Origin of the sequence: Paraoerskovia marina DSM 21750 (assembly GCF_000701465.1) — a bacterium.
Lineage (GTDB): Bacteria > Actinomycetota > Actinomycetes > Actinomycetales > Cellulomonadaceae > Paraoerskovia > Paraoerskovia marina.
The window spans coordinates 353,210-378,753 of the sequence record NZ_JNIY01000004.1; the positions used below are offsets into that span (position 1 = coordinate 353,210).

Annotated in this window: 21 protein-coding genes, 1 tRNA gene and 1 pseudogene; 16 read left to right on the plus strand and 7 right to left on the minus strand. The window is 71.8% G+C overall.

Annotation, left to right across the window (positions count from 1 at the left end):
* Positions 1 to 23: 23 nt before the first annotated feature.
* The 8 genes and pseudogenes from Q343_RS0107735 (at position 24) to Q343_RS0107765 (ending at position 8,584) form a co-directional block, all read left to right on the plus strand.
* Positions 24 to 1,241: a resuscitation-promoting factor gene (locus tag Q343_RS0107735; protein WP_248616777.1), complete on the plus strand. Its 1,218-nt coding sequence runs from the start codon at positions 24 to 26 to the stop codon at positions 1,239 to 1,241.
* Positions 1,242 to 1,491: 250 nt separating this feature from the next.
* A complete protein-coding gene (locus Q343_RS0107740; RefSeq protein WP_052366998.1) occupies positions 1,492 to 2,739 on the plus strand; it encodes a resuscitation-promoting factor in 1,248 nt (415 codons plus the stop codon).
* A gap of 215 nt (positions 2,740 to 2,954) precedes the next feature.
* On the plus strand, positions 2,955 to 4,256 hold the full coding sequence (locus tag Q343_RS0107745) for a resuscitation-promoting factor (protein WP_081829708.1): 1,302 nt from the start codon (positions 2,955 to 2,957) through the stop codon (positions 4,254 to 4,256).
* Positions 4,257 to 4,375: 119 nt separating this feature from the next.
* Positions 4,376 to 5,230, plus strand: coding sequence for a 16S rRNA (adenine(1518)-N(6)/adenine(1519)-N(6))-dimethyltransferase RsmA (gene rsmA, locus Q343_RS0107750; protein ID WP_029253013.1), 855 nt, complete (start codon positions 4,376 to 4,378; stop codon positions 5,228 to 5,230).
* Positions 5,227 to 6,159, plus strand: coding sequence for a 4-(cytidine 5'-diphospho)-2-C-methyl-D-erythritol kinase (locus tag Q343_RS0107755; RefSeq protein WP_029253014.1), 933 nt, complete (start codon positions 5,227 to 5,229; stop codon positions 6,157 to 6,159). Before rsmA ends, Q343_RS0107755 begins: the two co-directional genes overlap by 4 nt.
* Positions 6,160 to 6,205: 46 nt before the next feature.
* Positions 6,206 to 6,697, plus strand: a pseudogene (locus tag Q343_RS15745) (ATP-binding cassette domain-containing protein); the annotation flags it as partial.
* A complete protein-coding gene (locus tag Q343_RS0107760; RefSeq protein ID WP_428829344.1) occupies positions 6,698 to 8,044 on the plus strand; it encodes an ABC-F family ATP-binding cassette domain-containing protein in 1,347 nt (448 codons plus the stop codon).
* 42 nt (positions 8,045 to 8,086) lie between these two features.
* On the plus strand, positions 8,087 to 8,584 hold the full coding sequence (locus Q343_RS0107765; RefSeq protein ID WP_155990679.1) for a hypothetical protein: 498 nt from the start codon (positions 8,087 to 8,089) through the stop codon (positions 8,582 to 8,584).
* Positions 8,585 to 8,618: 34 nt separating this feature from the next.
* Here the strand turns inward: Q343_RS0107765 and Q343_RS0107770 are convergent, their stop codons facing one another.
* The 6 genes from Q343_RS0107770 to Q343_RS0107795 all read right to left on the minus strand — a co-directional run bounded on the left by Q343_RS0107770 (position 8,619) and on the right by Q343_RS0107795 (position 13,675).
* On the minus strand, positions 8,619 to 9,032 hold the full coding sequence (locus Q343_RS0107770) for a hypothetical protein (protein WP_029253017.1): 414 nt from the start codon (positions 9,030 to 9,032) through the stop codon (positions 8,619 to 8,621).
* 51 nt (positions 9,033 to 9,083) lie between these two features.
* Positions 9,084 to 10,271, minus strand: a complete 1,188-nt coding sequence (locus Q343_RS0107775; RefSeq protein ID WP_029253018.1) for an MFS transporter — start codon at positions 10,269 to 10,271, stop codon at positions 9,084 to 9,086.
* 28 nt (positions 10,272 to 10,299) lie between these two features.
* Positions 10,300 to 10,806: a MarR family winged helix-turn-helix transcriptional regulator gene (locus tag Q343_RS0107780; RefSeq protein WP_029253019.1), complete on the minus strand. Its 507-nt coding sequence runs from the start codon at positions 10,804 to 10,806 to the stop codon at positions 10,300 to 10,302.
* Positions 10,807 to 10,855: 49 nt separating this feature from the next.
* Entirely contained in the window at positions 10,856 to 12,049 is a 1,194-nt protein-coding gene (locus Q343_RS0107785) for an ABC transporter permease (protein WP_029253020.1), read from the minus strand.
* Complete coding sequence (locus tag Q343_RS0107790) at positions 12,046 to 12,993, minus strand: ABC transporter ATP-binding protein (RefSeq protein ID WP_029253021.1); 948 nt, start codon at positions 12,991 to 12,993, stop codon at positions 12,046 to 12,048. Before Q343_RS0107790 ends, Q343_RS0107785 begins: the two co-directional genes overlap by 4 nt.
* A 61-nt stretch (positions 12,994 to 13,054) precedes the next feature.
* Positions 13,055 to 13,675 carry a TetR/AcrR family transcriptional regulator gene (locus Q343_RS0107795; protein WP_043109775.1) on the minus strand — a complete coding sequence of 207 codons (621 nt, stop codon included), beginning with the start codon at positions 13,673 to 13,675 and terminating at the stop codon, positions 13,055 to 13,057.
* 130 nt (positions 13,676 to 13,805) lie between these two features.
* Here Q343_RS0107795 and Q343_RS0107800 point away from each other — a divergent pair.
* From Q343_RS0107800 to Q343_RS0107835, 8 genes are all read left to right on the plus strand, one after another.
* Positions 13,806 to 13,877, plus strand: a tRNA-Gln gene (locus Q343_RS0107800).
* 18 nt (positions 13,878 to 13,895) lie between these two features.
* Positions 13,896 to 15,572, plus strand: coding sequence for a bifunctional UDP-N-acetylglucosamine diphosphorylase/glucosamine-1-phosphate N-acetyltransferase GlmU (gene glmU, locus Q343_RS0107805; protein WP_043109777.1), 1,677 nt, complete (start codon positions 13,896 to 13,898; stop codon positions 15,570 to 15,572).
* Positions 15,569 to 16,552 carry a ribose-phosphate diphosphokinase gene (locus Q343_RS0107810; protein ID WP_029253024.1) on the plus strand — a complete coding sequence of 328 codons (984 nt, stop codon included), beginning with the start codon at positions 15,569 to 15,571 and terminating at the stop codon, positions 16,550 to 16,552. Before glmU ends, Q343_RS0107810 begins: the two co-directional genes overlap by 4 nt.
* Before the next feature lie 123 nt (positions 16,553 to 16,675).
* Positions 16,676 to 17,821, plus strand: coding sequence for a glycosyltransferase (locus Q343_RS0107815; RefSeq protein WP_029253025.1), 1,146 nt, complete (start codon positions 16,676 to 16,678; stop codon positions 17,819 to 17,821).
* 273 nt (positions 17,822 to 18,094) lie between these two features.
* A complete protein-coding gene (locus Q343_RS0107820) occupies positions 18,095 to 18,694 on the plus strand; it encodes a 50S ribosomal protein L25/general stress protein Ctc (RefSeq protein WP_029253026.1) in 600 nt (199 codons plus the stop codon).
* Positions 18,695 to 18,788: 94 nt separating this feature from the next.
* Positions 18,789 to 19,385 (plus strand): aminoacyl-tRNA hydrolase, encoded by a 597-nt coding sequence (gene pth / locus Q343_RS0107825; RefSeq protein WP_029253027.1) that lies wholly within the window; start codon positions 18,789 to 18,791, stop codon positions 19,383 to 19,385.
* Between the two features lies 1 nt (position 19,386).
* Positions 19,387 to 23,091 (plus strand): transcription-repair coupling factor, encoded by a 3,705-nt coding sequence (gene mfd, locus Q343_RS0107830; protein WP_029253028.1) that lies wholly within the window; start codon positions 19,387 to 19,389, stop codon positions 23,089 to 23,091.
* Positions 23,092 to 23,101: 10 nt separating this feature from the next.
* The gene (locus Q343_RS0107835) at positions 23,102 to 24,823 is read left to right on the plus strand and encodes a GAF domain-containing SpoIIE family protein phosphatase (protein WP_029253029.1); all 1,722 of its coding nucleotides are present in this window, start codon (positions 23,102 to 23,104) and stop codon (positions 24,821 to 24,823) included.
* Positions 24,824 to 24,835: 12 nt separating this feature from the next.
* Here the strand turns inward: Q343_RS0107835 and Q343_RS0107840 are convergent, their stop codons facing one another.
* Entirely contained in the window at positions 24,836 to 25,519 is a 684-nt protein-coding gene (locus tag Q343_RS0107840; RefSeq protein WP_029253030.1) for an ABC transporter ATP-binding protein, read from the minus strand.
* Positions 25,520 to 25,544: the final 25 nt, after the last annotated feature.

Sequence of the window (25,544 nt, forward strand, 5' to 3'; positions counted from 1 at the left end):
GACGGCGTGTCTCGACTACGGTCGTGCGCGACGCCTCCGCCGCGTCCTCCGCCCCCGTCTCCAGAGGATTCCTGTCGATGTCTCGTCGTCACCCGCAGAACGCAGCGGTGCGTCTCGGTGCACGGTCGTTGGTGATCGTCGGGATGCTCGCGGTGTCGGCGACGTTCGCCTCGATGCACAAGGCGGTGACGATCGACTACGACGGTCGCATCGAGACGGTCGGGGCGTACGGGCACACGGTGGACGAGCTGCTGGCGAGCCAGGGCGTCGACGCCGGCCCGGACGACCTGGTGCAGCCGGGGCTCGACGCCGTTCCGTCCACCGGCTCGCTGATCGTCGTGCGCTCCGCCCACGACGTCGAGGTCGAGATCGACGGGGAGGCCAAGACGGTCCGCACGACGGCGAAGACCGTCGGTGAGTTCCTCGCGACCCTGGGGGAGCGGGGCAACGGGGCGGTGACCTCAGGCTCGCGCTCGGACCCCATCGGCCGTGACCTGCTGCGCGTCACCACGATGAAGGACGTCCACATCTCGGTCGACGGTGCGATGCAGGCGATCACGACGTCGGCCGAGTCCGTCGGGGACGTGCTCGCCGAGGCCGGCATCACGCTCGCGCCCCTGGACGAGACGTCGGTCCCTCAGGGTGCCGCGGCGGTGGACGGGATGATCGTCGTCGTCTCGCGCGGAGACAGCGACGCCGACACGGTGACCGAGGTCGTCCCGTTCGACGTCACCGAGGTCGAGGACCCGTCTCTGCCCGAGGGACACCGCGTCGTCGTGCAGCAGGGCTACGTGGGGGAGGCCGTGACGTCGTACGCGGTCAAGATCCTGGACGGCCAGGAGGTCTCCCGCGCGGTCGTGGCCCAGCGGATCACGCAGGAGGCGCGCGAGGAGATCGTGCACGTGGGGACGATGACGATCGCGGACGTCGTGGTGGACCCCGGCTCGGCCCGAGCCGTCGCGAAGGCGAAGGTCGCGGACCGGGGCTGGGGCTCGGACCAGTTCCAGTGCCTCGACAAGCTGTGGCAGAAGGAGAGCGGCTGGCGCGTCGACGCGGCGAACCCGTCGTCGTCGGCGTACGGGATCCCGCAGGCTCTGCCGGGGTCGAAGATGGCCTCGGCCGGCGACGACTGGCGGACGAACGCCGCGACACAGATCGAGTGGGGCCTCGGGTACATCTCCGGTCGGTACGGCACCCCGTGCGACGCCTGGGCGCACTCCGTCTCGGTCGGCTGGTACTGACCCGCATCACCGTCACCCGGCGTCAGAACCGGAGGACCCGGACATTGCGGTCCGGGGGATCGAAGACGCGGCGCACGGGTGACGAGGACCTCGTGAAGCAATCGTGAATCGGCCCCGCAGCGGTGGAGGCGTCACCTAGGGTCGCTCGGAGCGGTGGCACGGCCCCGCGATCGGCGCACGACGCCACCCGACGATGCCCCGGACGATCCCGAGGGCTGAGGGGCTCCCCCCCTGACTGACTGGAATCCTCGTGAAGCACATCCCTGCGCACAGGCAGAACTCTGCCCGGCCGAAGGACGCGCACACCGAATCGATCACGATCGACGGCACTGAGCCTGCGCCCCGGCACCCGCGTCGCCGCAAGGCGGTCGCGCTCGTCGCCTCCGCCTTCGTCCTGGCCGGCGGCGGCACCGCCGCCTACGCCTCGACGGTGAAGACGGTCGACCTCGACGTCGACGGCAAGACCACCACGGTCACGACGGCGGCCGGGAGCGTCGGTGGCGTCCTCGCCTCGGAGGGCATCGACGTCGACACCCGTGACCTCGTCGCCCCCGGCGTGGACACCGCGCTGGAGGACGGCGACGAGATCGTCGTGCGGACGGCGGACGAGGTCACGATCGAGCAGGACGGCGACGAGCGCTCGATCCTGACGACGTCGGTCGACGCCGACGAGACCATCGAGCGCTACTCCGAGCGTGCGGGCGAGGACGTCCGTCTGGTCGCGTCGCGCTCCGACGCCGACGGCCGTGCCGAGCTGCCGATCGAGCTCGACACCGACGCGCCGGTGACGGTCGAGGCCGACGGGGACTCCGTCGAGGTCGACGACTCCCAGGACGTCGACACGGTGCTGGACGAGGCCGGCGTCGAGCTCGGTGACGCCGACCGCGTCGTCGTCGAGCACGACGACTCCGACGCCGAGACCCCGGTCTCGGTGGTCGTGGAGCGGGTGGAGTCGAGCGAGGAGGAGCGCACGGAGACCGTCGACTTCGAGTCGACGACCGTCGAGGACCCGGACATGTATGTCGGCGAGTCGGAGGTCCGCACCGAGGGCGAGGCCGGCGAGCGGACGATCGTCGAGGACGTCGTCACCCGCGACGGCGAGGAGATCTCCCGCGAGGAGGTCTCGAACGAGGTCACGACGGAGCCGGTCGACGAGGTGATCGCCGAGGGGTCCAAGGAGCTTCCGGGCGGGACCCCGGCGTCGAACAAGGAGCTGGGCCTCCAGATGGCGGCCGAGCGTGGCTGGACCGGGTCCGAGGCCACGTGCCTCGACAGTCTGTGGACGCGCGAGTCCGGCTGGGACGAGAACGCAGCGAACCCGACGTCGAGCGCGTTCGGGATCCCGCAGGCGCTGCCCGGCTCGAAGATGGCCTCGGCCGGTTCTGACTGGGCCACCAACCCCGCGACGCAGATCGCGTGGGGTCTGGACTACATCGCCGGCTCCTACGGGACGCCCTGCTCCGCGTGGGCCCACTCCGAGTCCGTCGGCTGGTACTGATCACTCTATTCCGGGCAGACCGCTCGCAACGGAATTATCGGACGTGAAGTCCGAAACTTCCCACCTTAGCCCTATCGGGCTTGGCAGCGTGTAACGAATCGGTTACGGTCGAATGCCGCCGCATCTTCAGGCGGACACCGAGCGGGCATCCACCGTTCGGCCGCACGGCCGCTGACCACAGTCGTGGAACCACGCGCCTACCTACGGATGACTGGATGAATGTGAACAACATCAACGACGCCGGCAACCCCGACGCACCCGAAACCGCACCCCTGGACCTGAGCGCCGTCGCGCCCGCCGAGTCCGAGGCCGAGGCGGCACCGGCAGCGCGCCGTCGCCGCCGCTGGCCCCTCGTGGCCGGCCTGGCCGCCGTGGTCGTCACCTCCGGTGGCGCCATCGCCTACGCCGACGCCCGCAAGACGATCGAGCTCGACGTCGACGGCGAGGTCACCACCGTGACGACGATGGCCGGCTCCGTCGACGGACTGCTCGAGGAGCAGGGCGTCGACGTCGACAACCGTGACCTGGTGGCCCCCGCGGCCGACACCTCCCTCGAGGAGGGCGGCGACGTCGTCGTGCGCTACGCCAACCAGGTCGGCGTGCAGGCCGACGGCGAGCACGAGGACGTCTGGACGACGGCGCTCGACGCGGACGAGGCGCTCGACGCCTACGCCTCGCGCGGTGACGACGTCCGCCTCGTCGCGTCGCGCTCCGACGCCGAGGGTCGCGCCGACATCCCGCTGCGGCTCGACGTGGACGGCCCGGTGAACCTGGTCGTCGGCGGCGAGACCACCGTGGTCGACGACGGCTCGGTCGGTGTCGAGGCCATTCTCGACGAGAACGACGTCGATCTGGGCGAGGACGACCTCGTCTCCGTCGTGCGCGACGATGAGGCCGCCGCGGCAGAGGGCGTCCCCGCCGTCTCCGTGCTGGTCGAGCGCGTCGAGGTCAAGACCGAGACCGAGACCGAGGAGATCGACTTCGAGACGAAGACGGTCGAGGACCCGGACCGGTACACGGACGAGGGCACGGCCGTCGAGTCCGAGGGCACGAAGGGTGAGCGCACCATCAAGACCGAGGTCACCTACCGTGACGGCGAGGTCCAGTCCGAGGAGCTGATCTCGGACGAGGTCACCACCGAGCCGCAGGACCGCGTCCTCGTCGAGGGCACCAAGGTTCGTCCGGAGCCCGAGCCGGAGCCCGAGCCCGAGGCGACGACGTCCTCGAGCTCGTCCAGCTCCTCCAGCTCGTCGTCCTCCGCGTCGCAGGGTTCGGCACCGGCCGGTGTCTGGTCCCAGCTCGCCCAGTGCGAGTCCGGTGGCAACCCCGCGACCAACACGGGCAACGGCTACTACGGCCTCTACCAGTTCTCCCTGCCGACCTGGCAGGCGATGGGTGGCTCCGGCCTCCCGAGCGACGCATCCGCCGCCGAGCAGACGCAGCGCGCACAGGCGCTGCAGGCTCAGTCGGGCTGGGGCCAGTGGCCCGGGTGCGCCGCGAAGCTGGGTCTTCTCTGACAGACCCGCACCCTCACTGGGGCATCCGTTCTGGGGACGGACGCACGACGACGGGGTGGGACTCCTGCGGGAGTCCCACCCCGTCGTCGTACCCCGAGACGCATCGGTAGGCTCAGGGCATGACCGACACCTCCCCGGGCCTGCTGGGCCCCGCCGAGATCCGCGCCCTCGCGGAGCGCCTCGGCGTGCGCCCCACCAAGACGCTGGGGCAGAACTTCGTGCACGACGGCGGTACCGTCCGCAAGATCGTGCGCGCAGCCCGCGTCGAGGCGGGCGACCGGGTGATCGAGGTCGGCCCCGGGCTCGGGTCGTTGACCCTCGGCCTGCTCGACGCCGGGGCGAGCGTCGTCGCCGTCGAGATCGACCCCGTGCTGGCGGGCCGGCTGCCGCAGACGGTCGCGGAGCGTCGGCCCGACCTGGCGGACCGGCTGACGGTGATCCTCTCCGACGCGATGGACGTGACGGAGCTGCCGGGCGAACCGCCCACGGCGCTCGTCGCGAACCTGCCGTACAACGTCGCCGTCCCCGTGCTGCTCACCGCCCTCGAGCGGTTCCCGTCCCTGGAGACGGTGCTCGTCATGGTGCAGGCCGAGGTCGCCGACCGGCTCGCGGCGCCTCCCGGCAGCCGGACCTACGGCATCCCGTCGGCCAAGGCGGCGTGGTACGCCTCCGCACGTCGCGCCGCGACCGTCGGCCGCAACGTCTTCTGGCCTGTGCCCAACGTCGACTCCGCGCTCGTCGCCCTCGAACGCCGGGACCCGCCCGAGACGACCGCGACGCGTGAACAGGTCTTCGCCGTCGTCGACGCCGCCTTCGCCCAGCGCCGCAAGACCCTCCGGTCCGCGCTGGCGGGGATCGCCGGGTCGCCCGCCGCCGCGCAGGAGGCCTGCGAGAAGGCGGGCGTCGACCCCGGCCTGCGTGGGGAGCGGCTCGACATCACCGGGTTCGCCCGCATCGCCGAGGCCCTCGGATGACGCGGGTGCACGTGCGCGCGCCCGGCAAGGTCAACCTCTCCCTCCGGGTCGCGGCGCTGCAGGACGACGGCTACCACCCGCTCGTGACGACCTTCCAGGCCGTCTCGCTGTTCGAGGACGTGGAGGTCGGCGACACCGAGCCGGGCGCGGGGATCTCGATCTCCGTCACCGGGCCCCATGCCGACGTCGTCCCGACCGACAGCAGCAACCTCGCCTGGCAGGCGGCCGAGCTCGTCGCCGCGGCAGCGGGGGTGGACCCCGACGTGCACATCGAGATCACCAAGGGCGTCCCCGTCGGCGGCGGGATGGCCGGCGGGTCGGCTGACGGTGCCGCGACGCTCGTGGCGTGCAACGCCCTGTGGTCCGCGGGCCTGTCCCAGACCGACCTGTCTGACCTCGCCGCACGCCTCGGCTCCGACGTGCCGTTCGGGCTCGTCGGGAACACCGCCGTCGGCACCGGGCGCGGGCACCTGCTGACACCCGCGATGTCTCGCGCCGACCTGCACTGGGTGTTCGCGGTCCGGGACGAGGGCCTGTCCACCGGCGCCGTCTACAGAGCGTACGACGAGCACGTCGGCGGACCCGCGCACGTGAGCCCCGACGACGACGCGGCCCTGCTCTCAGCACTGCGCTCCGGGGACGCGGCCGCCGTCGGCGCCGCCCTGCACAACGACCTGCAGGCCGCGTCGCTCGCGCTCGCGCCGCACCTGCGGCGCACCCTCGAGCTCGCGACCGAGGCCGGGGCGCTCGGCGCACTGATCTCCGGGTCCGGGCCCACGGTCGCGGCACTCGCCGGGGACCTGCGGCACGCGCACGCGATCGCCGCCGCCTGGAACGCCGCGGGCGTCGCCGACCAGGTGCACCTGGCCACCGGCCCGGTCCACGGAGCGCGTATCGTCACGCACGTCGGCCCCGAGCGTCACCCCTGACGCGACCGCCCGCGCCGACCACTCACCACCACCAGGACGGACACGCATGGCTCACCTGCTCGGCGCCGACGGCATCTCACTGACCGTCGGCACCCGCACCCTGCTCGACGGCATCTCCCTCGGGCTCGACGACGGCGACCGGATCGGCGTCGTCGGACCCAACGGTGCCGGCAAGTCGACGCTGCTCCGTCTCCTCGGCGGCACCCAGGCGCCGGACGCGGGCCGTGTCACGACCGCCGGGGGAACCCGCGTCTCGATGCTCGTCCAGCGTGACGAGTCGCCCGCCGGCGCCACCATCCGCGACCTCGTCCACGGATCTGCCCAGACCCACGAGTGGGCCTCGGACGCCGGGATCCGCTCGGTGCACGAGGGGCTGCTGGCCGACCTCGACCTCGACGCACCGGCCACGCACCTGTCCGGCGGGCAGCGGCGTCGGGTGGCGCTCGCGGCGCTGCTCGTCGACGACCCCGACGTGCTGCTGCTGGACGAGCCGACCAACCACCTCGACGTCGAGGGGGTCGCCTGGCTCGCCGACCACCTGGCACGCCGCTACGGCCGCCCCGGTGCCCGCGGGGCGCTCGTCGTCGTCACCCACGACCGCTGGTTCCTCGACGCCGTGTGCGAGCGCACCTGGGAGGTGCGCGGCGACGGCGAGATCGACGCCTACGACGGCGGGTACGCCGCCTACATCCTGGCGCGCGCCGAGCGTGCCCGGGCGGCCGCCGTCGTCGCGGAGAAGCGCAACAACCTGCTGCGCAAGGAGCTCGCCTGGCTCAAGCGCGGCGCCCCGGCCCGGACGTCGAAGCCGAAGTTCCGGCTCGACGCCGCGGCCGCCCTGATCGACGACGAGCCGCCGCCGCGCGACTCGATGGAGCTGACCCGGACGGCGACCAAGCGGCTCGGCAAGGACGTGCTGGACCTCGAGGACGTCACCGTCCGCGTCCAGCCGCGCACCGAGGCCGAGCGCGAGCGGACGCTCCTCGACGACGTGACGTGGCGCCTCGGGCCTGGGGACCGGTACGGCGTCGTCGGGGTCAACGGCGCGGGCAAGACGACGCTCCTCGCGCTTCTCGCGGGGCGTCGACAGCCGGACGAGGGCAGGGTGAAGCGGGGCAAGACCGTCGTCGTGGCCGAGCTGACGCAGGACGTCGCCGAGCTGGACGACGTCGGGCACCTCAAGCCTGTCGAGGTGCTCGAGCGGGAGCAGGGGACGGTCGTCGTCGACGGCAAGGAGCTCACCGCGGGGCAGCTGACCGAAAAGCTCGGGTTCACGCGCGACCGCGCGCACACCGCCGTCCGCGAGCTCTCCGGAGGGGAGCGCCGCCGGCTGCAGCTGCTGCGACTGCTGGTCGCGGAGCCCAACGTGCTGCTGCTCGACGAGCCGACGAACGACCTCGACACCGACACGCTCGCCGCGCTCGAGGACCTGCTCGACGGGTACCCGGGGACGCTGATCGTGGTCTCGCACGACCGGTACCTGCTGGAACGCGTGGCCGACCGTCAGGTGGCCCTCTTCGGGGACGGCTCGATCCGTGACCTGCCCGGGGGCGTCGAGCAGTACCTGCAGATGCGCGCCGACGGGGTGGGGGCGTCGGGGGACGCGTCCACGGCGGCAGCCGCCGCGCCCGCCGCGTCCGCCTCCGAGCCCGCCGAGGCCGCGGGCCCGACACCGGCGGAGGTCCGTGCGGCGAAGAAGGAGATCGCCCGGATCGAGCGTCGTCTGCAGCGGATCTCGGAGGCCGAGGCCAAGCTGCACACGAAGATGGCCGAGCAGGCGACGGACCACGCCGCCGTGACGGCGCTGAACGAGGAGCTGCGCGCGCTGGCCACCGAGAAGGAGTCGCTCGAGGAGGAGTGGATGCTCGCGGCCGACGTCGCGGGCTGAGATCTTCGGCAGACAACTGTGATCTACCACTAGAGTTGCGCCGTGACCGCCGACGAACCGCAAAGTCCGAAGCCGGAGCCTCGACGTCGTCCCGCGGCGGTCTGGCTCGTGCTGTCGGGGGAGCGCGGGACGAGCGGCGCGGTGCTCGCGTGGACGGTCGTCGCCGTGCTCGCGGTGGCCGCGTTCGTCTCCGGCGTGCTGTTCCCGTTGCTCTTCGTCGGTTCGGTCACCGGCGTCGGCCGGATCCTGCTGCGGTCGGACGCACATACGGTGACCACCCGGTGCGTGCTGATCGGCTCCGGCCTGGTGGTCTGTCTGGCCGTGCTCTACCAGTGGTGGGCGTTCGGAGTGATCATCGACAACGACCACCTTCCCGGCCGGCCCCCGGGGACCGAGGAGCACTGGTCGGTCCTCGCCTACGGGCTGCTGCTCGCCGGGATCGTCGGCTTCGTGGCCTCGGTCGTGGTCGTCCTGCTGCGCGAGCGAGCAGCCGACCTGGCTCGCGCGGGCGAGAGCGCCGACGCTCGGCCCCCGTCATGAACCTCGTCGCCGACCCCGCTCGGACCGGAACGCGCTATGGCCTGATCTCGACCTCGGTCTGGTAGGCGGCGCACGAGCCCTCGTCGCTGCACTCGTCGAACGTGCTGCCGGAGACGACCAAGGACGCCGGTCCGCCGGGGAAGGCGCTCGGGACGGGAATCTCCGTCGAGAAGCTGCCGTCCGCCGCGACGTCGGTGACGACGGGCTCGGTCGACGTGTCGGTCAGGACCTCGCTGTGCAGCACCAGGGTGTACGTGCGGTCGGTGCCCGTCGCACACGCCGCGGCGGGGCTGCTGACGATCACGCCCTCGCCCGGGGCCACGGTCGTCGACGAGACCTCGAGCGGCTCGGGCAGGCAGTCACCGGGGGAGGCGCTGCAGGCCGTCAGCGTGCACGCCACGACGGCCACGACGGCCAGGACGCTCGCGACCGCGACGATCCGTGTCATGCGCTCAACGTAGCGAGGCGCGGTGCCGCTGTCCCGGCGTGACCGACATCGTCATCGACTCGTGCCCTCGCGCGGGGTGGCGAGCAGGCCGGCGGCCGTCATGACCAGGAGCACGCCGAGCAGCAGGAGCAGGGACGCCGTCCAGCCTCCCGAGGCCTCGTGCGCGGCACCGAAGAGCGACGGCCCCGTCGCGGCGATCGCGTAGCCGACGGTCTGCACGACGGCGGAGGTCTGCCGAGCCTCGCCGACGGTCCGGGCGCGCTGCACGATCACCGTGAAGATCACCGTGAAGTTGCCGCCCTGGGCGGCGCCGGCGAGCCCGACCCAGAGGGGCCAGAAGGCCGGGGCGACCAGCAGGCCGACAGGGAGCGCGACCCATGCGGCGGCGATCACCACGAACACGGGCCGTGCACCGACCCCGCGCCCGAGGGCCAGGGGGACACCGAGAGCCCCGGCCACCGCGAAGAGCTGGAAGAGCGACGCCGCGCCCCCGGCAGCGCCGGCCCCGATGCCGAGGACGTCCTGCAGCAGGGACGGCATCCACGCGGTCGCCGCGAAGTACCCGAAGGACTGGCCGCCGAACATCACCGCGAGGATCCACGTCATCGGCCGACGCAGCACCGACCCGGTCTCCGCGTCGACCGGGGCGAGGCGTGGGGGCTGCACGGCCCCGACCTGCTCGGCACGCTGCCGTGCGGCGAGCCGCCAGGGGATCCAGGCGACCGGGACCAGCACGGTCCAGGCGACGAGTGCCCACTGCCAGCCGACGGCCTCGGCCAGCGGTGCCGTGAGCGCCGTCGCGAACACGGAGCCGATGTTGAGCGCGGACGTGTACATGCCCGTGACGGTGCTCGCGGACCCGGGGAAGTCGCGGCGGATGACGGTCGGGACCGCGATGTTGCCCGCCGTGATCGCCACGCCGATGAGGGTGGTACCGACGACCGCTCCCGCGAACGAGCCCGACGACCGCAGGATCGTGCCGAGCAGGATCGTCAGGAGCGAGAGGGAGACGACCTTCTCGATGCCGAGGCGCTCGATCAGGGCCGAGGCCGCGGGAGCGGCGACCGCGAAGCAGAGGACGGGCAGCCCCGTCAGGACCCCGACCCCGGCGGCGGACAGACCCAGGCCCGCCGCGACGTCGTCGACCACCGGGGCGAGCGCAGTGATGGGTGCGCGCAGGTTGAGGGCGTAGAGGAGGACGGCAGCCAGGAGGAGCCCATGGACGCCGCCGGGCGGCAGTCGTGGGGATCGACCGGTGGTGGGCGGGTCAGCCGTCGAACTGTCCGACGACGGTGCGCAGCAGGTCCGCGAGCCGCGGGCGCTCGGCCGGGTCCAGGGCGTCGAGGATCCGGGACTCGACGTCGAGGAGGTCGCTCATAGCGGCATCGACGCGGGCGCGCCCCTCGGGCGTGAGCTGGACGAGCACCCCGCGGCGGTCGTCGGGGGACCGGTGGCGTTCGACGAAGCGACGCGCCTCGAGCCGGTCGATGCGGTTGGTCATGGTGCCGCTGGTCACGAGGGTCTGGGTGATCAGCGCCCCGGGGGAGAGCCGGTACGGGTCGCCCGACCGGCGCAGGGCCGACAGGACGTCGAACTCCCACGTCTCGAGCTGCTCGCGGGCAAACGCGCTGCGTCGTGCGAGGTCGAGGTGGCGCGCGAGGCGAGAGACGCGCGAGAACACGGTCAGGGGTTCGACGTCCAGGTCCGGGCGTTCGCGCTGCCAGGCGTCGACGATGCGGTCGACCTCGTCGGCCCCCGCTGCGTGCGTGTCCATGCGGGTGAGCCTAACCCAGGTCTCTTGATGTCAAGAGTCTTGACAGTGCCTATGCGGCGCGCAGGGCGTCCTTCACCTTGATCCGAGCGCCGCTGCTGAGCACCGCGCCCGCGTAGATCCGGCTCGCCAGCCAGATCACGACCGGGATCGTCGCGAGCGCGAGCCCGACCGAGACGGCGACCTCCCAGCCAGCGACGCCTCCGACGGCCATCCGTACCGGCATCAGCAGGGGCGAGCAGAACGGCACCAGGGAGAGCCAGGTGACGACGGGGCTGTCCGGGGCGTAGGGGGCGATCGAGACGCCCACGATGTACGGCACCATCATCAGTGCGGTGAACGGGGCCAGCACGGCGCCGACGTCCTCCTGGCGCGAGACCAGCGAGGCGGCGCCGCCCAGCGCGAACGCGTACGTGACGAACCCGATGAGGAACCACACGACGGCCCACGCGGCGGTCGCCCCGAGGTCCACCACGTCGGGGTCGACGAGATCGAGCGCGACCGCCGTGCCCGCACCGGCGCCGACGACGAGCACCACCTGGACGAGGGCCACCAGCCCGATGCCCGCGACCTTGCCCACCATGAGCTGCCACGGCCTGAGCGTGGAGAGCAGGATCTCGACGACGCGACTCTGCTTCTCCTCGACCACACCCTGCGCGATCAGCTGCCCGGAGGTCATGATCGCGACGAAGATGAGGATCCCCGTGGCCAGCGCCGAGATGAAACCTGCGGGGTCGAACTCGTCCTCGGCGTCGAGCGCGGTCACGGTCGGCGCCGACTCCGCGACGCTGCCGGTCACGGCCGCCGGGTCCCCGCCCAGCTCCTCGATCGCGGCCGTGAGGGTCTGCTGCTGCGAGACCGCCGCGACCGTCGCCTCGAGGGCCGGGTCGACGGACGAGTCGACGACGATCTCCGTGCCCGCGCCCGTGACGTCGACCAGGGCGTCGAGGTCACCGTCGGTCACCGCCTGCTCCCCGGCGGCTCGGTCCTCGACCGCGCTCGTCGTCATGTCCGTGCCGCCGGCGGCGCTCGCGGACTCGACGCCCGCCGTCAGCGACGACGCCGCCGGCGTGAACCCGACCTGCTGGCCCTCGTCGTCCCCGCCGACGAGCGAGAGCGCGACCGGCCCGAGCACCACGGCTGCCACGAGGAGCACGGTGGTGACGATGTACGCCTTGGAGTGCAGCAGGCGCTGGATCTCACGGCTCGCGACGAGTCGGATCGCGGGCCAGGTGCGGTCGCTCATGCGGAGGCCTCCGTGGCGGTGGTCGGGTCGGTCGGGCGGTCGGCGTCCACGCGCACGACGTCGCGGTACAGCTCGGTCAGCGGGCGGCGCACGCGGGCGAACTCGGTGACGTCACCCTGGGCGAGTGCGGCGCGCAGCACGGTCTGCTCCGAGCCGGGCGTGCGGGGCTCGAACGTGATCCGCGACCCCGACCGCCCGACGACGCGGACGTCGTCGGGGACCCAGGCCGGCGTCGACGCGTCGCCCGTGCCCGGCACGTCGACCACCCACTGAGGGTTTCCGATGCTGCGGAGCTCCTCGACGGTGCCGACGGCGTCCATCGCGCCGGCGGCGATGATGCCGACGCGGTCGCACAGCGCCTCGACGAGTTCGAGCTGGTGGGAGGAGAACAGCACCGGGACGCCCGCGTGGGCGCGCTCGCGCAGGACGCCGCTCATCACGTCGACCGCCACCGGGTCGAGACCGGAGAACGGCTCGTCGAGCACCAGGATCTCGGGGTCGTGCACGAGGGCGGCCGCGAGCTGCACGCGCTGCTGGTTGCCGAGGGAGAGCTTCTGCACCTCGTCGTCGCGGCGCTCGTCGACACCCAGCGTGCTGGTCCAGCGCTCCATCGAGGCGACGGACTCGGCCTTGGACAGGCCGTGCAGCCGGGCGAGGTAGACGAGCTGCTCGCCCACCTTCATCTTGGGGTAGAGGCCCCGCTCCTCCGGCATGTAGCCGATGCGACGTCGGAGGGCGTGGTCCACGGGACGGCCCGCCCAGCGGACCTCGCCCGCGTCGGGCATCAGGACGCCGAGCACGATCCGCATGGTGGTCGACTTCCCGGCGCCGTTCGAGCCGACGAAGCCGAAGATCTCGCCCGAGCGGACGTCGAACGACGTCCCTCTCAGCGCCTTCCGGCTGCCGTAGCTCTTGGTGAGGCCGTCGATCTCGAGGGTGCCCATGCCACGGATCCAACCATGTGCCGGTGGTGAGGCAAACCCGTCGTCCGGCGCCTGTGGACCGTCAGCCGCGGACCTCGGGCCCGAGCGGCTCGCCGGTCAGCGTCGGTTTCCGCTCCATCCCCGACAGTCCGTTCCACGCCAGGTTGACGAGGTGTGCCGCCACCTCGGTCTTCTTCGGCTTACGCACGTCCAACCAGTACTGCCCCGTGAGGGCGACCATGCCCACGAGCATCTGTGCGTAGAGGGGCGAGCTGGCCGGGCTCAGCCCGCGCCGTTTGAACTGGTCCGCGAGCAGATGCTCGACCTGTGTCGCGACGTCGCCGATCAGGCTCGAGAACGTGCCGGTCGCCTGCGCCACGGGGGAGTCGCGGACGAGGATCCGGAACCCGTCCTCGGACGTCTCGATGTACTCCAGGAGCGCGAGCGCCGTGCGCTCCAGCAGGATCTTGGGGTGCCCGCCCGCCTCGAGAGCACCCGTGAGGACACCCGTCAGGGCCTGCACCTCGCGGTCGACCACGACGGCGTAGATCCCCTCCTTGCCCCCGAAGTGCTCGTAGACGACCGGCTTGGAGACCCCGGCGCGCGAGGCGATCTCCTCGACGCTCGTCCCGTCGAAACCCTTCTCCGCGAACAGCACGCGGCTGACCGAGATCAGCTGTTCACGGCGTTGACTGGCAGTCATGCGGGAGCGGACGGGACGCTTCGATTCGGATGCCACGTCCCCATGATGCCGTAGGAGCCTGGTGGGGGCCGGGGTTGTCCGGCGCACTCGTCGAGACCTGGCAGACTAGGGGAGGACGTTCGCCGTCCGGTCCGCCTTGGTGTAATCGGCAGCACACGGGTTTTTGGTGCCCATGGTCCAGGTTCGAGTCCTGGGGGCGGAGCGTGCATCACAGTCGTCGATGGGAGCTCATGTGACCAGCGCACCACCCCCCGCAGCGGTCGTCGTACTTGCTGCAGGCCAGGGAACCCGGATGCGGTCCGCCGTCCCGAAGATGCTTCACGAGGTGGGCGGTCGTTCCCTCGTCGGGCACGTCGTCGCAGCATCTCGGAGCCTCGACCCGGAGCGGCTCGCCGTCGTCGTCCGCCACCAGGGCGAGGCCGTGGCCGACCACGTCCTCGCGCTCGCACCGGAGACGGTGATCGTCGACCAGGACGAGATACCGGGCACCGGGCGGGCCGTGCAGTGCGCGATGGCCGAGCTCGACGCCCGCGCCCTCGCGGCTGCGGCCGCCGAGGGGATTCCGGAGGGCCAGGAGGGTCGCGGCGCGGGCCGAGGGCTCGCCGGGGCGGTCGTCGTGGTCGCCGGTGACACGCCGCTCGTCGACGGCGACGTCCTCGCGGACCTTCTCGCCGCCCACCACGCCGAGTCGAGCGCCGTGACCGTCCTCACCACCGTCGTCGAGGACTCGACCGGCTACGGACGGATCGTGCGCGACCACTCGACGGGCGACGTCGTGCGGATCGTCGAGCACAAGGACGCCACCGAGGTCGAGCGCGAGATCCGCGAGATCAACTCGTCGATCTACGTCTTCGACGCCGCGGTGCTCCGCGACGCCCTGGGCAGCCTCGGCAGCGACAACGCGCAGGGCGAGGTCTACCTGCCCGACGTCCTCGAGATCGCCCGCGACGCCGGCGGTGCCGTGCGCGCCGTCGTCGCCCCGGACCCGATGACGGTCGAGGGCGTCAACGACCGCCGCCAGCTGGCGGCACTCGGCGCCGAGATGAACCGTCGGGTGCTGGACCGCTGGATGGCGGCCGGCGTCACCGTCGTCGACCCGGCCACCACCTGGATCGACGTCGACGTCGACCTGGCCCAGGACGTCACGATCCTGCCCGGCACCCAGCTGCACGGGGCCACCAAGGTCGCCACGGGCGCCGTCATCGGCCCGGACACGACGCTCACCGACGTCGAGGTCGGCCTGAACGCCACCGTCGTGCGGACCCACGGGTCGCTCGCGGTGATCCGCGAGGGTGCCAGCGTCGGGCCTTTCGCCTTCCTGCGCCCCGGGACCGACCTCGGCAAGAACGGCAAGATCGGGACGTTCGTCGAGACGAAGAACGCCGAGATCGGCGAGGGGTCCAAGGTTCCGCACCTCTCGTACGTCGGGGACGCCACGATCGGCGAGCACACGAACGTCGGTGCCGCGTCGATCACGGTCAACTACGACGGCGTGAAGAAGCACCGCACGGTGATCGGCTCGCACGCCCGCACGGGTGCGGACAACATGTTCGTCGCCCCCGTCACGGTCGGAGACGGTGCCTACACGGCAGCAGGCTCCGTGATCCGCCGCGACGTCCCCTCCGGCGCGCTCGGCGTCAGCGCCGGCTCGCAGCGCAACATCGAGGGGTGGGTGGCACGCCGCCGCCCCGGAACTGCCGCCGCCGAGGCCGCCACCGCGGCTCTCGCGGGAGACACGGAAGACGGCGCGACGTCGGTCCTGGGCGCACAGGCGCAGGCCGAGCACGCTGGACGCACCGCAGCGGCGGCCGCCGCCGCGGACAAGCCGACACCCCCGCCCCCCAGCCCCGGTGTCGCCACCCTTGACGGACTCAGCGAAGGGCCTGACGCACGATGACCACCATGCTCCCCGGTACGAGCGAACGCTCGCTCGTCCTCGTCTCCGGCCGTGCACACCTCGAGCTGGCGCAGGACGTCGCTCAGGAGCTCGGCATCGAGCTGCTGCCCACCAGCGCCTACGACTTCGCCAACGGCGAGATCTACGTGCGGTTCGGCGAGTCGGTGCGCGGCGCGGACGTGTTCGTGCTGCAGAGCCACACGTCGCCGATCAACCAGTGGATCATGGAGCAGCTGCTCATGGTCGACGCCGCCAAGCGTGCCTCGGCGAAGACCGTGACCGTGGTGCAGCCGTTCTACGGGTACGGCCGCCAGGACAAGAAGCACCGCGGGCGCGAGCCGATCTCGGCCCGCCTCATGTCCGACCTCTTCACCACCGCCGGTGCGGACCGTCTGATGAGCGTCGACCTGCACGCCGCGCAGACCCAGGGGTTCTTCGACGGGCCGGTCGACCATCTGTGGGCGATGCCGATCCTGACGGACTACGTCCGTACCCGGGTCGACACCAACAACGTCACCGTCGTCTCCCCGGACGCCGGCCGTATCCGTGTGGCCGAGCAGTGGGCCGCGCGTCTCGGCGGCGGGCCGCTGGCGTTCGTGCACAAGACCCGCGACGTGACCCGGCCGAACCAGTCGGTCGCCAACCGCGTCGTCGGCGACGTCGAGGGCCGCGACTGCGTGCTCGTCGACGACCTGATCGACACCGGCGGCACCATCTCGGAGGCCGTGAAGGTCTGCAAGGCTGCCGGCGCGAACTCGGTGATCGTCGCCGCCACCCACGGCGTGCTCTCCGACCCGGCCGCTCAGCGGCTGTCGGAGTGCGGGGCGAGCGAGGTCGTCATCACCGACACGCTGCCGATCGCACCGGAGAAGCGCTTCTCCCAGCTGACCGTCCTGTCCATCGCCCCGCTGATCGCCCGCGCGATCCGCGAGGTCTTCGACGACGGTTCCGTGACCTCGCTGTTCGACGGCAACTCCTGACCGCACCCGCCGGTGGAAGCCTCCGCCGATCGGGTGGAGGATGCTACGTAGGTGTTCTCACGCATTGACCCTCGTCGCGCCGACGGGTGACAGTGGGGCATGCCTGTCGACGGAGGAGGACACATGCGCGTCAGCGTGATCGTCCCGACGTTCAACGAAGAGCCGAACGTCGAGGCGCTGGTGCGCCGTGTGGAGGACGTCGTCCCCGTCGACGACGCCGAGATCGTCTTCGTGGACGACTCGACGGACGGAACCCCTGAGGAGATCGAACGGGTCGCGGCCACGTCGTCGATCCCGGTGCGGATGATCCACCGGGACGACCCCGTCGGCGGGCTGAGCGGCGCGGTGGTCGCGGGCTTCCAGAGCTCGACGGCCGACTGGTGCCTGGTGATGGACGGGGACCTGCAGCACCCGCCGGAGATGATCCCGGTGCTGCTCGAGACAGGTGCTCAGACGCAGGCGGACGTCGTGGTGGCCTCCCGCTACGTCGGCGGCGGCAGGGCCGACGGGCTGAGCGGCTGGGTGCGCCACCTCGTCTCCCGCGGCTCGATCGCCCTCGCCCGGTCGATGTTCCCCGTGCGCCTGCGCGACTGCACGGACCCGATGACCGGGTTCTTCGCGATCCGCCGGTCCTCGATCGACATGGATGCGCTCCGACCCCGCGGGTTCAAGATCCTGCTCGAGCTGCTGACGCGCAACCGGCTCAAGGTGGTCGAGGAGCCGTTCGTCTTCGGCGAGCGGCACGCCGGTGACTCGAAGGCGAACGTCCGCCAGGGCATGGACTACCTGCACCAGCTCGCGTCGCTGCGGTTCGGCCGGATGTCGCGCTTCGCCGTCATCGGTGCGACCGGCGCGGTCCTCAACCTCGCCATCATGGCCGGCCTGATGTCCCTCGGCGTGGTCTACGTCTGGGCGGCCGTGGTCGCCGCACTGGTGACCATCACCGGGAACTTCCTGCTGCAGGAGCGGTTCGTCTTCCGCGACCTGCGCGAGGGGCGGTCGGTCTGGCGGCGATTCGCGGAGTCGTTCTCGTTCAACGCCACCGAGGCGGCGGTCCGTCTGCCGTTCCTCGTGTGGATCGTCGAGGCGACGACGGTTCCCGCGGTGCTCGCCCAGGCCGTCACGATCGCCGTCGCGTTCCTGCTGCGGTTCGTCTTCCACGCCCGTGTGGTCTACCGCCAGGGCCGGACGAGCCCGACCAGTCCCCTCCTGTCGTCGACCGAGTCGGTGCACGACGACACGGTCCGGGCCGCACGGCGAGCCGAGTAGCGCGCCGCTGAGACGCCGTCGCACGGTTTCGCTCGGGGCCTTCTGCCAGGTACAGTGGCTAGGTTGCCTCGGCGAGGGACGTCTGACGGGCCAAGAACTGCCGGTCCGTGCGGCTCCGTGATCGACTGGGCGGTCAGCTTTCTCTGCTGCGAGCGTCCGTCGCGCGTCCCACGCCGACGCAACCGCCACGTCGTGGCGGCTTTCCCCAGCCGTTCATGACTGCCGAGCGCTCCCACTCGCTCTCGGCCCGCACATATTGCAGGAGTAATCCACATGCCTGAGATCAAGCTTGACGCCGAGACCCGCACCGAGTTCGGCAAGGGCGCTGCCCGCCGCATCCGTCGTGCCGACAAGATCCCCGCCGTCCTCTACGGCCACGGCGAGGCTCCTCGTCACATCACGCTCGAGGGCCACCAGACCATGATGGCGATGAAGCACTCGAACGCGCTCTTCGCGGTCCAGGTCGACGGCGGCAGCCAGCTCGCGATCGCCAAGGACGTGCAGCGCGAGGCCATCCGCGGCTTCATCAAGCACATCGACTTCCTCGTCGTGAACAAGGGCGAGAAGGTCGAGGTCGAGGTCGACGTGCACATCACGGGTGAGTCCGCGCCGGGCACGATCCACGTCGTCGAGAGCCAGTCGCTCACGATCGAGGCGGACGCCACCAACCTGCCCGAGTTCGTCGAGGTCTCGATCGAGGGTCTCGAGGAGGGCGCGAACGTCACCGCCGGCGACGTCACGCTCCCCGAGGGTGCCGAGCTCGTCACGGACCCGACCCACACGGTCGTCACGATCTCGGTGCCGCGCGCCGAGGTCGCCGCCGAGAACGAGGACGCCGCCGCGGACGAGGCGCCCGCAGCCGACGAGGCCTGATCCTCGCCGCACGTACGCTGACGAACGCCCGGACCGCACGGTCCGGGCGTTTCGTCGTCGCCGCCCGATCACGGGCACCCGAGAAGGAGCGCGCATGAGCGAGCGGTGGCTCGTCGTCGGTCTGGGCAACCCGGGCCCCACGTATGCAGGCAACCGGCACAACGCCGGGCAGATGGTGCTGGACGAGCTCGCGAGCCGGTGCGGCGCGAGCTTCAAGGCGCACCGGGCCAACGCCGTCGTCGCCGAGACGCGCCTGGGCACTCTGCCCGGCGGGGCCCCCGGGCCGCGGGTGGTGCTCGCCAAGCCGCTGACGTACATGAACACGTCGGGCGGGCCGGTCTCCGCGCTCTCGAAGTACTACGACGTCCCGCCGGAGCGCGTCGTCGTCGTCCACGACGAGGTCGACATCCCGTTCGGGACGATCCGGCTCAAGGCTGCCGGCGGCGAGGGCGGTCACAACGGGCTGCGTGACATCTCGAAGGCTCTCGGCACCCGGGAGTATGTTCGGGTGCGGGCGGGCGTCGGTCGTCCTCCCGGTCGGCAGGACACCGCCGACTACGTGCTGAAGGACTTCGGGACGGCGGAGCGCAAGGATCTTCCGTTCCTCCTCGACGACGCGGCCGACGCCGTCGAGACCGTCGTCACCCAGGGCCTGCTCGCGGCTCAGGGAACGTTCCACGCGAAGGGCTGACATGGACCTCACCGGACTGCTGGCGCCACTGCTCGAGGACGCGGGCGTCCGCGCCGCGGTCGCCGAGGTGCGCTCCCGGGGCGCCGTCGACGTCGTCGGGCCGGCCGGCGTACGTCCGCCCCTGCTCGCCGCGATGTCGGCCAGGGAGACGGGCCGCCCGCTCGTCGTCGTCACCGCCACCGGGCGCGAGGCGGACGAGATGGCCGCCAACATCCGCAGCTTTCTGCCCGACGCCGAGTACGACGACGTCGCGGTGCTCCCCAGCTGGGAGACCCTCCCGCACGAGCGCCTGTCGCCGCGCAGCGACACCGTCGCCAAGCGGATCGCCGTCTTCCGCCGCCTCGCGCACCCGACTTCCGAGCGCGGTCAGGCCGGGCCGATCCGCATCCTCGTGATGCCGGTGCGGGCGCTGCTGCAGCCCGTGGTCGACGGGTTGGGAGAGCTGGAGCCCGTCGAGCTGCACGTGGGACAGACCGCAGATCTCACCGACGTCGCCGAGCGCCTCACCGCCGCGGCGTACACGCGCGTCGACATGGTCGAGCGCCGCGGCGAGTTCGCGGTCCGCGGGGGCATCCTCGACGTCTTCCCGCCGACGGAGGACCACCCGCTGCGCGTCGAGTTCTGGGGCGACGAGGCCTCCGAGATCCGCTGGTTCTCGGTGGCCGACCAGCGCTCGCTCGAGGTCTGCGACCACGGGGTCTGGGCCCCGCCGTGCCGCGAGATCCTGCTCACCGAGGACGTGCGGCAGCGTGCCGCCGCGCTCGTCGAACGGCTGCCCTCCGCCACGGAGATGCTCGACCGGATCGCCGGCGGCGTCGCGGTCGAGGGCATGGAGTCGCTCGCCCCCGTGCTGGTCGACCGTATGGTCCCGGTCCTCGACCTCGTTCCCGACGACGCCCTGCTCGTCCTCGACGAGTCCGAGAAGGTGCGGCGGCGCGCGCACGACCTGGTCGCGACGACCGAGGAGTTCCTCGCCGCCGCGTGGACGGGTGCGGCGGCGGGCGGATCGACGCCGATCGACCTCTCGGCAGCGTCCTTCCACACCTTCGCCGACGTCCGTGCCGTCTCGGCGCGGCGCGGGCTCGGGTGGTGGACGCTCAGTGCGTTCGGCATGGATCCTGACGGGGTCTCGACGGGCTCGACCGACGGGGTCTCGACGGGCTCGACCGACGGCTCGTCGGTCGAGCCTGTCGAGACCGGTACCACCGCCGTTCCGCAGGTCGAGCCTGTCGAGACCGGCACCACGTTCGTCGTCGGTGCACGCGAGGTCGAGTCGTACCGCGGCGACCTGCAGCGGGCGCTCGACGACGTCCGTCGCCTGCAGCGCGACGGCTGGCGTCTGGTGATGACCACCGAGGGCAGCGGGCCCGCGCAGCGGATGGTCGAGCAGCTCTCGGGCGCGGACTGCGCGGCACGGCTCGTCCCACAGCTCACCGACGCTCCGGACGGCGGGGTCGTCTCGGTCACTCCTGCCGCACTGCGCCCGGGCTTCGTCGCGCCGGACCTCCGGCTCGCGGTCTTCTCCGAGGCCGACCTCACGGGCCGTCCGGGCACCAGCACCCGGGACATGCGCAAGATGCCCTCGCGGCGGCGCAACATCGTCGACCCGCTGGCGCTCAAGACGGGCGACTTCGTGGTCCACGAGCAGCACGGCGTCGGACGCTTCATCGAGCTGGTGCAGCGGTCGATGGGCGCGGGGGCGAACGCGGCGACGCGCGAGTACATGGTCGTCGAGTACGCGAGCTCCAAGCGGGGCCAGCCGGGCGACCGGCTGTTCGTCCCCACGGACCAGCTCGACCAGGTGACCAAGTACACCGGTGGTGAGTCGCCCAGCCTGAACAAGATGGGTGGGTCCGACTGGCAGAAGACCAAGTCGCGGGCGCGCAAGCACGTCAAGGAGATCGCCTCCGAGCTGATCCGTCTCTACTCGGCACGGCAGGCGACGCAGGGTCACGCGTACGGTCCGGACACGCCCTGGCAGCGTGAGCTCGAGGACGCGTTCGCCTACGTCGAGACGCCCGACCAGCTCAGCACCATCGACGAGGTCAAGGCGGACATGGAGAAGTCCGTGCCGATGGACCGCCTGGTCTGCGGCGACGTGGGGTACGGCAAGACGGAGATCGCGATCCGGGCGGCGTTCAAGGCCGTCCAGGACGGCAAGCAGGTGGCGATCCTCGTGCCGACGACGTTGCTCGTCCAGCAGCACTTCGACACGTTCTCCGAGCGGTACGCGGGGTTCCCCGTCAACGTCGCGGCGCTGTCGCGGTTCCAGACGCCCAAGGAGTCCGAGGCGACGGTCGAGGGGCTCCGGGACGGATCGGTCGACGTCGTCATCGGGACCCACCGCCTCATCACCGGGTCGGTGAAGTTCAAGGACCTCGGCCTGGTGATCATCGACGAGGAGCAGCGGTTCGGCGTCGAGCACAAGGAGACGCTCACGCAGCTGCGGACCAACGTCGACGTCCTCGCGATGAGTGCGACGCCGATCCCGCGGACCCTGGAGATGGCGGTCACGGGGATCCGCGAGATGTCGACGCTCGCGACCCCGCCCGAGGAGCGGCACCCGGTCCTCACCTACGTCGGTGCGTACGAGGAGAAGCAGATCTCGGCCGCCTTGCGCCGGGAGCTGTTGCGCGAGGGTCAGGTCTTCTACGTGCACAACAAGGTCGAGTCCATCGAGCGGACGGCCGCACGGCTGAACGAGCTCGTGCCGGAGGCCCGGATCGGGATCGCGCACGGCAAGATGAACGAGCACCAGCTCGACCGGGTGATCCGTGCCTTCTGGGAGAAGGAGCTCGACGTCCTCGTCTGCACGACGATCATCGAGACGGGCCTGGACATCTCCAACGCGAACACCCTGATCCTGGAGCGTGCCGACCAGCTCGGGCTCTCGCAGCTCCACCAGCTGCGTGGCCGCGTCGGCCGTGGCCGCGAGCGCGCGTACGCGTACTTCCTGTACCCGCCCGAGAAGCCGATGACGGAGACGGCGCACGACCGGCTCGCGACGATGGCCGCGCACACCGACCTGGGTGCGGGCATGCAGATCGCGATGAAGGACCTCGAGATCCGGGGCGCCGGCAACCTGCTCGGCGGCGAGCAGTCCGGCCACATCGCCGGCGTCGGTTTCGACCTCTACGTGCGGATGGTGGGGGAGGCCGTCGCCTCCTTCAAGGGCGACGCGGAGGCCGAGGCGCCCGAGGTCACCATCGAGCTCCCCGTCGACGCGCACATCCCGGAGGGCTACATCGCCCACGAGCGGCTCCGGCTCGAGGCGTACAAGAAGATCGCGACGGCCCAGGACGAGCCGGCGCTCGCGGAGGTGCGGGCCGAGCTGGTCGACCGGTATGGCAAGCCGCCGGAGATGGTGCAGGCGTTGTTCGACGTCGCGGACTTCCGCAACCATGCGCGTCGCGCGGGTCTGGCCGACATCACGGCCCAGGGCAAGTACGTGCGGTTCGCGCCCGTCGACCTCGCGGAGTCGGCGCAGCTCCGGCTGCGGAGGCTCTACCCGGGCACGGTGCTCAAGCCGGCGATCCGGGCGGTGCTCGTGCCGTTCCCGATGACCTCGCGGCTCGGTGGACGTCCGCTGCGGGGCTCGGAGATCCTGCAGTGGTCGCGTCAGCTGATCGATGCCGTGATCCTCGGGGACGTCTCCGTGGCGAGCCAGGTCGGGGCGACGGGACGGAGCACCCCCGCGCAGCGGTGATACTTGGTGTGTGCCTGAAGATTCAGCGGTCGCCGCGACCGCCTCGGACGAGACGTTCGAGCGGTATGCCCGCCTCGCGCAGGCGTACCTCGGTGCGCCGGCGACCCTCGTGTCGTTCCTCGACGACACCGGCGTGCGGATGCCGGGGGCCACGGGACTGAGCGGCCCGGTCGACGAGCACCGCCGGATCGACCGCACCCACTCGTACTGCCCGCACGTCGTCGCGTCCGACGCGCCGCTCGTGATCGAGGACGCGCGCGAGCACGAGTACTTCCGCACCCAGCCCGTCGTGACCGAGCTGGACGTCGTCGCCTACGCGGGGTACCCGTTGCACGACGTCGACGGCCGCACCGTGGGCGCACTGTGTGCCTTCGACCGGGATCCGCGCGAGTGGACGCCGAACGACCTGTCGGTGCTCGCCGACCTCGCCGCGTCCTGCACGGCCGAGATCCGTCTGCGCGGGGAGGCACTGCGCGTCCAGGCCGAGCGGGACCGCGCCGAACGCTCCGCGCTGATATCCAGTCTCATGCGCGAGGTGGGCGAGGCCTTCCTCGACGCCCTGCTCGTGGACGAGGTGGTCGACGCCGTCGCGCGGTGCGCCACGTCGATCCTCGGGGTCGTGCACACGTCCGTCGCGCTGCTCGCCGACGACCGCCAGAGCCTGTACTGGCCGGTCCACGAGCCGATTGCGGGGGTGCCCGCGGAGCTCTGGGAGTTCATGGACCTCGAGGACGACCGGTACCCGGCCGTCCGCGCCGTCCGTGACCGGTCGCAGGTCTTCCTGGAGGACGGGCCGACCGTGGTCGAGCGGTTCCCGCTCCTGGCCGAGTTCGGTGCGGGCGCCGAGGGTCTGTGGATCCTGCCGTTCGTCACACCGGGGGCCGTCTACGGCGCGCTCGCCCTGCGCTGGAGCGACGCGGTCCCGATCGCCCTGGACCTGAAGGAGGTGACGGTCGCGCTCGCCGGGAACGCGGCGCTGGCACTGGAGCGTGCGTACCTCCTCGAGCACCGCCGAGAGGTCGCCAGCGTCCTGCAGGCGGCGATGCTCACGGACCTTCCGACGCCCACGGGCCTGGCCGTCGACGCTGCGTACGCCCCGGCGTCGGTGACCGAGGAGGTCGGCGGCGACTGGTATGACGTCCTCGAGCGGACCGACGGCAGCGTGGCGCTCGTCGTCGGGGACGTGACCGGGCACGACATCAACGCCGCGTCCCAGATGGGTCAGGTCCGCTCGACGCTCCGCACGCTCCTCTGGGAGCACGACGACGCCCCGTCCCGGGTGCTCGAGCGGCTCGACGACGTCGTGGTCGGCACCGGCATGGCGGCCGTCGCGACGATCGTCCTGGCGATCGTGTCGCCGACCGCCCCGGACGGCTCGCGCGAGCTCACGTGGTCGCTCGCCGGCCATCCACCACCCCTGCTGCGCACGGCGGCCGGTGAGGCGCGCTTCCTTGCGGCCACGCCGGGCCTCCCGGTCGGCATCGAGACGACCCGTGAGCGGCCGGACGGTGCGGCGCATCTCGAGGCGGGGGACCGCCTGGTGCTCTACACGGACGGGCTCGTCGAGACGCGGACCGTCCCGCTGTGGGACCGGCTCGAGGCGCTGCGGTCGTCCGTGGGTGACCAGGATCCCGCCTCTGCCGACGAGCTCCTGGACCGGATGGTCCGGGCCGAGGACCGCGGGGACGACGTCGTCGTCCTCACGGTCTCGGTCGGGTCGCCGCAGCCGTAGGGGAGACCGCGGTCAGGTCCGCGCGGCCGGCGTCAGCTCGCTGACGGTCCCGCCGGCTATCCGCAGGCGGCGCTCCGCGCGCCGGGCCACGGCGGAGTCGTGCGTCACCATCACGACCGTCAGGCCGTCATGCCACAGGCCCTCGAGAAGCTCGACGATCTCGTCGCGCGTCTCCTCGTCCAGGTTTCCGGTCGGCTCGTCCGCGAGCAGCACGGCCGGGTTCTTCACCAGTGCGCGCGCGATCGCGACCCTCTGCTGCTGGCCGCCCGAGAGCTCGACGGGCAGGTGGTGGCCCCGATCTCCGAGTCCGACCGACGCGAGGGCCGCCCGTGCCCGTTCGGCACGCTCGGCACCGGGTACGCGGGCCGGGACGAGGGCGGTCTCCACGTTCTCCTGGGCCGTGAGCGTCGGGATCAGGTTGAATCCCTGGAACACGAACCCGATCGTGCGGGCCCGGACCTCGGCAAGAACCCTGTCCGAGGCGGTCGTGAGGTCGGTGCCGTCGAGGACGACGGTCCCGCTGCTCGGGCGGTCCATCGCGCCGAGCATCTGCAGGAGCGTCGACTTCCCACCGCCCGTCGGGCCCTGGACGGAGACGAGCTCGCCCGCGCCGATCCTGAGGGAGACGCCGTCCAGCGCACGGACGGTCCTCCCCTGGGCCGCGTAGGTCTTGGTGAGGTCGGTGATCTCGTACATCGTGGTCCTTTCGGTGGTGGGCGCG

Excerpts from the sequence above, each read along its gene's own strand:
- Q343_RS0107785 (WP_029253020.1), bottom strand. The coding sequence starts at position 12,049 with ATGAGCGACCGCACCTGGCCCGCGATCCGACTCGTCGCGAGCCGTGAG.
- Q343_RS0107810 (WP_029253024.1), top strand. The coding sequence starts at position 15,569 with ATGACCACCATGCTCCCCGGTACGAGCGAACGCTCGCTCGTCCTCGTC.
- Q343_RS0107745 (WP_081829708.1), top strand. The coding sequence starts at position 2,955 with ATGAATGTGAACAACATCAACGACGCCGGCAACCCCGACGCACCCGAA.
- Q343_RS0107840 (WP_029253030.1), bottom strand. The coding sequence starts at position 25,519 with ATGTACGAGATCACCGACCTCACCAAGACCTACGCGGCCCAGGGGAGG.
- glmU (WP_043109777.1), top strand. The coding sequence starts at position 13,896 with ATGGGAGCTCATGTGACCAGCGCACCACCCCCCGCAGCGGTCGTCGTA.
- pth (WP_029253027.1), top strand. The coding sequence starts at position 18,789 with ATGAGCGAGCGGTGGCTCGTCGTCGGTCTGGGCAACCCGGGCCCCACG.
- Q343_RS0107770 (WP_029253017.1), bottom strand. The coding sequence starts at position 9,032 with ATGACACGGATCGTCGCGGTCGCGAGCGTCCTGGCCGTCGTGGCCGTC.
- Q343_RS0107780 (WP_029253019.1), bottom strand. The coding sequence starts at position 10,806 with ATGGACACGCACGCAGCGGGGGCCGACGAGGTCGACCGCATCGTCGAC.
- Q343_RS0107790 (WP_029253021.1), bottom strand. The coding sequence starts at position 12,993 with ATGGGCACCCTCGAGATCGACGGCCTCACCAAGAGCTACGGCAGCCGG.
- rsmA (WP_029253013.1), top strand. The coding sequence starts at position 4,376 with ATGACCGACACCTCCCCGGGCCTGCTGGGCCCCGCCGAGATCCGCGCC.
- Q343_RS0107820 (WP_029253026.1), top strand. The coding sequence starts at position 18,095 with ATGCCTGAGATCAAGCTTGACGCCGAGACCCGCACCGAGTTCGGCAAG.
- mfd (WP_029253028.1), top strand. The coding sequence starts at position 19,387 with ATGGACCTCACCGGACTGCTGGCGCCACTGCTCGAGGACGCGGGCGTC.
- Q343_RS0107795 (WP_043109775.1), bottom strand. The coding sequence starts at position 13,675 with ATGACTGCCAGTCAACGCCGTGAACAGCTGATCTCGGTCAGCCGCGTG.
- Q343_RS0107815 (WP_029253025.1), top strand. The coding sequence starts at position 16,676 with ATGCGCGTCAGCGTGATCGTCCCGACGTTCAACGAAGAGCCGAACGTC.
- Q343_RS0107755 (WP_029253014.1), top strand. The coding sequence starts at position 5,227 with ATGACGCGGGTGCACGTGCGCGCGCCCGGCAAGGTCAACCTCTCCCTC.